Here is a 4,479-nt window from a genome sequence, read left to right on the forward strand (position 1 = left end):
TCCGTCAGGAAGTAACGAATATCGTTACCCGTGCGGCTTCCCGTTCCGACCAACACCCGACCGCTCGCCGTGGTTGCCCCTTCCAACTGTATCCCGGCACTGTTTTTAACGTGTGTCAAAGAACCCGAGTAATAGAACCCGTTACCACTCGCGTCCGCTACCCTTAACTTCGTCCCGTCGGCCAAATAAGTGTAGGAGGCTTTTAGCGTGGTCCCGGTCTTTACCACTGCTAACAAATTTAAAATATTATATTCAAAATTCAAACTTTTTCGGCTATCCTTATAAATTTTGGTAAAGACCGTCCAAGTTGTTCCCTTTTAGTAGCCTACTGCACCCGTCCCTCTGGATTACCCCACGGCAACAGTCCCCGTGGGGTATTACACGATAAATCCAAATAAAAAATTAGTCCTGCATAACTTTACAATTATTACAGGACTAATCACTTTTTAGAACTTATTTTATGGTAACAAAAACTAGTTCTTACCTGCAATTTTTTATATCACCAGTCGAGATGCTCCTCATCACTTCCCAAAAACTCAACCTTAACCATAGGTTTCACTATACAAGAGTCTGACTTTCCCACGTAATATATCACGATTTCAGAAGTTACATCACGTATGAAAGATTGAATATCAGGAAATTTTTCTCGATCCCGATTATCATAGAGTTTCCGCAAATAATCAGTATCCAATCTTTTGATTAATATATCTGTACTTTTCGCTTTTACACGAACCCGACTTCCCTCGAAATCTATCGTGTCTTTACTGTAAATACCGTAAAGGAAGGTTTCCGGCTTTTCCTCGCGAGGAGAAGTCGACCAAGACAAGTCAAAAGAAATACTCTCTTCCGTATTATTCTTAATTTCAAATTCATATGAAATAAATATAGGTGACCCTATCTCTCTATCCGGGATTGATTTGTGACTATTCTTACAACAGACATTTCAATGTTTTTCGTTTTCTCCACTTTTTTAGAATGACATCCCGTGTACAAGACAACAAAAGAAAGTAAAAATACAAGTGTTAATGTTTTCATTTTTATTTCTTTTTCGATTGATTTCTAATTTTCCAGTAAAAATTCCAATCTCGTTTTTCCTCCCAAAGGTATCTATTATAATTATCTGACAAACATTCCTTAAACTCGTGTGCATGCTTCAAAAAAGAGTAAAACATCTGTAAATCACATGCGTTGACTTACTATCCCTTGCCGCTTTTCTTTAATAGTCTTGTAAAGATAAGACATTTAAATCTAAAAAAATCCACGGGAACTGTTCTTGTACAGTATAACAACAAGGTATCTCAATTCAAAATGGTACGCGAAGGAATCATCAAGTTATCCGAAAAAGACCTCCTCCATCCGGGTAGCTAACGAGGGACATTCCATCGTCAAAGACTCTGTTTTTACCGTCATCATAAAAACCAAGATTCCGTAATTATTAAAAATGATAGAAAGTTGACCGAAGATTTTACTTTTCGGTCAACTTCTATTAATTTCATTTATATTACTGTAGCTTTTTCAAATATAACACCACTTAATTTTGCTTTCCATATTGCTTGTCTTAAAGTTTCACTTACATAAAGATCTGGTGTAATTTTCCACAAATAATGTGATAATGGTTTAGAAAAAATACTATATTCCATGATCTTAGAAGCGGAAAAGACTGGTTTTATTATTTGATCTGTATTTTGAAAAAACATAGTCTTTTGCATATCTAAAACATCTAGTTTTTTATTGAATCGAAGAATAAAATAACGTCTTTCTTCACTACCATGTTTCACTTCACAAGTGATCCAATCTACTTGTTCTTTACCGGTTAGGTTATTCTCAATTACAGATTTGAATCTCTCGGACATCAATGGCCAAGCAAAGCTATTAGGTTGATAATCCAACCAAATTTCTTTTAATGTTGTTAAATTATTATCTACTACTAATCCATGTTTACCTTCTTTTACCCTTCTTAATTCAAAATTAAGAGGCAGCAAATTTTTTCCATCAAGTTGCGGGATCAAATCGCATGCAACTTGATCTTCAACCGCATAAAATGCACTTGCCAGTTCTATTTCGTTTTTCCAATTTAAAGAATAATACTTATTCATCTTACCAACCTCCTTTTCTTAATAAATCTGGATTCTGAAGCAATGGTGCTTTCACATATTGATCAAAAAGTTGCAAAAACTTAACCTGATTGCCATTTGCTTCCAATCTTGCTTTTTCCATATTTTGAAGTACAAATTTATGATAATCATTAGGATGTCTACCTAAATGAGGTAAAACAGCTTTATTCCAATCTCCATTTAGGTCGAGTCCAAATTGCTCCGCTATTTTTTTCATTTGAGGTGTAAACATTTTATTTTTATTTGTGGCAAAGTGATGTATTTGCGTCGGCAATTTACTTGCCTTTCTTATCGAATTGCTTTTTCCAAGTGGTAGCTTTCTATTAACAGCAAATTCTCCCAAAAATAAAACAGAACTTGCGGTAAAACTTCCAAGTTCTTCTCCAGACATTGAAGGAATTTTACTAATTGTTTGAATTGCACTTCCTAATGCCTCTGCCGTTTTATTTTGGCCCGTTACAAAATTACTAATACCCGATATATCTGTCAAAAAATTCAATATTCCTGCAGAAAAATCACTTAAATCATTCAAAAGTAAACTCGGTTTACCAGATCTTGAATTAAGCCACTCAAAAAAATCATTATTAAATTCATTAATCCGCCCATTCCAACCTTTGATAAATGCAGGAGGATCTCCTAACCACATCCCATTCGGATCAATAAACAAAATAGGATTATTCGCGCAATAATTATAAGAACTCAACGAGTAATAACTCTCGGACATCGGGTCGACACAGAACCAACGTCCCAGCTCGGCGTCGTACATCCGGGCACCGTAGTCGAGGAAACCGAGGTTGCCCGTGGTTTGATCTTCCTTGCCGTTGTATTTCAGACGGTTGGCGGGATCCACGTTACCGCCCGACTGGCTGTATCTCGTGCCGAAGGGGTAGTAGTCGTTTCGCTCCTTCACGGTTCCCGTCTGGTCAACGACACTCCTGACGCTACCGAGGTGATCCGTCAGGAAGTAACGGATATCGTTACCCGTGCGGCTTCCCGTTCCGACCAACACCCGGCCGCTCGCCGTGGTTGCGCCCTCTAACTGTATCCCGGCGCTGTTTTTAACGTGTGTCAAAGAACCCGAGTAATAGAATCCGTTGCCGCTCGCGTCCGCTACCCTTAACTTCGTCCCGTCGGCCAAATAAGTGTAGGAGGTTTTTAGCGTCGTTCCGGACTTTACCGCCGATAACAAATTTAAAACATTATATTCAAAATTCAAATAAAACAAAAAACGAGGGAATGCCCAAAAGACATTCCCCCGTAACTATATCCCTATTTTACAAATAAAATCACCAAATCGCTAACCAGTAAATAATATTTTTAGTGGTATCACTACTGATTGCGTAGCCCCGGGAATAACCGTTCTTCCACTCGGGAGGAAGACCTAACCCTTCCGTCAACCACTCTTTTTTGATATAGATCCCGGGCGAGGCGTCTACCACGTAAATAGTATATCCTTCGGGTAAACGATTGTTTAATGGGTCCCTATCTGCACGATGAATATCAGAAGAATAATTTTGTTCATAAAAATTAGGTACCGGTATATAGCCTTTACTGTTCGACCAAGGATATTTTTTTTCAAATTCCCGATAACGTTCCACCGTGCTCTCCCCGAGTCTACCGACAATCAACAAATTACTATCTTGTGAAGAATAAACAGTTTCATGCTTACTATTAACCAATGCCCTAGCGAGAGAGTCTGAATAAGAAACCTCCAAAATCATTCCGTTAAACCTATAATATTCGTATGAATCTAAAGCGTATCCTATAATTCTCGAGTATAAAGAATGAACATAAGAAGGAAATATGGATACAAGAGAACTGTCAAACATTGAACGAGACTTTAAATAGTCTTTATTAAATTCTGCCTTTGCCCGTTCCATTGAATCATACTTGCATCCACCAAATATTATCAATAATAACAAAATTACTCCTATTATGTTTTTCATTTTAATCCTGTTTTTTTATATTTTACTCTTTCGTTCATATAATCAAATTCATTACCAAATTTAGAACCAGCTTGTACGAAGCTCCAAAATCCCGCCCAGAATGTATCTATTTCCACAGGATTTGTATAACGTATCGTACTTGTCCGTCCTGTAGTAACAAACAACAAATTTTCCACTCTTGGAGAAACAAGGTGTTTCAATCCTTGATAGTGAAGGACAGATTTGTTCCTGGGTAGATATGTTGCTTTCTCCACGAATATATCTCGTTTACCATAAATAAAATCTGCCATTCTTCCTCTTCCCTTATCCATATACATGGTATAACTAGTTTTATCTTCCACGTATTGGGTCATCGCGTACTTGTACCCCAAATCATCCATCACCTCCAGGGCATTATTCCTGTCGAAATAAGCGGTTGG

Annotated in this window: 7 protein-coding genes and 1 pseudogene; 1 reads left to right on the top strand and 7 read right to left on the bottom strand. The window is 37.6% G+C overall.

The window, feature by feature from the left end; translation table 11 throughout:
* The 5 genes and pseudogenes from DMB45_RS14515 to DMB45_RS14965 all read right to left on the bottom strand — a co-directional run.
* Window positions 1-227 (bottom strand): hypothetical protein (locus DMB45_RS14515; protein WP_146216463.1); only part of this gene is annotated, 227 nt, incomplete at its 3' end.
* 272 nt (window positions 228-499) lie between these two features.
* Window positions 500-826, bottom strand: coding sequence for a hypothetical protein (locus tag DMB45_RS14520; protein ID WP_041503537.1), 327 nt, complete (start codon window positions 824-826; stop codon window positions 500-502).
* 670 nt (window positions 827-1,496) lie between these two features.
* The gene (locus DMB45_RS14525; protein ID WP_041503536.1) at window positions 1,497-2,096 is read right to left on the bottom strand and encodes an imm11 family protein; all 600 of its coding nucleotides are present in this window, start codon (window positions 2,094-2,096) and stop codon (window positions 1,497-1,499) included.
* Window position 2,097: 1 nt separating this feature from the next.
* A complete protein-coding gene (locus DMB45_RS14960; RefSeq protein ID WP_237143316.1) occupies window positions 2,098-2,760 on the bottom strand; it encodes an AHH domain-containing protein in 663 nt (220 codons plus the stop codon).
* Between the two features lie 57 nt (window positions 2,761-2,817).
* Window positions 2,818-2,964: pseudogene (locus DMB45_RS14965) on the bottom strand (RHS repeat-associated core domain-containing protein); the annotation flags it as partial.
* Here DMB45_RS14965 and DMB45_RS14970 point away from each other — a divergent pair.
* A complete protein-coding gene (locus DMB45_RS14970; RefSeq protein WP_237143317.1) occupies window positions 2,920-3,153 on the top strand; it encodes a hypothetical protein in 234 nt (77 codons plus the stop codon). The pseudogene DMB45_RS14965 and the gene DMB45_RS14970 overlap by 45 nt on opposite strands.
* Window positions 3,154-3,400: 247 nt before the next feature.
* Here DMB45_RS14970 and DMB45_RS14535 read toward each other — a convergent pair whose 3' ends face one another.
* Both DMB45_RS14535 and DMB45_RS14760 read right to left on the bottom strand, forming a co-directional pair.
* Window positions 3,401-4,060 (bottom strand): hypothetical protein, encoded by a 660-nt coding sequence (locus tag DMB45_RS14535; RefSeq protein WP_041503534.1) that lies wholly within the window; start codon window positions 4,058-4,060, stop codon window positions 3,401-3,403.
* Window positions 4,057-4,479 (bottom strand): hypothetical protein (locus DMB45_RS14760; protein WP_181416526.1); only part of this gene is annotated, 423 nt, incomplete at its 5' end. The genes DMB45_RS14535 and DMB45_RS14760, both read right to left, overlap by 4 nt.

It is taken from the genome of Sanguibacteroides justesenii, assembly GCF_003204205.1.
Lineage (GTDB): Bacteria > Bacteroidota > Bacteroidia > Bacteroidales > Marinifilaceae > Gabonibacter > Gabonibacter massiliensis.

Excerpts from the sequence above, each read along its gene's own strand:
- DMB45_RS14525 (WP_041503536.1), bottom strand. The coding sequence starts at position 2,096 with ATGAATAAGTATTATTCTTTAAATTGGAAAAACGAAATAGAACTGGCA.
- DMB45_RS14960 (WP_237143316.1), bottom strand. The coding sequence starts at position 2,760 with ATGTGGTTAGGAGATCCTCCTGCATTTATCAAAGGTTGGAATGGGCGG.
- DMB45_RS14535 (WP_041503534.1), bottom strand. The coding sequence starts at position 4,060 with ATGAAAAACATAATAGGAGTAATTTTGTTATTATTGATAATATTTGGT.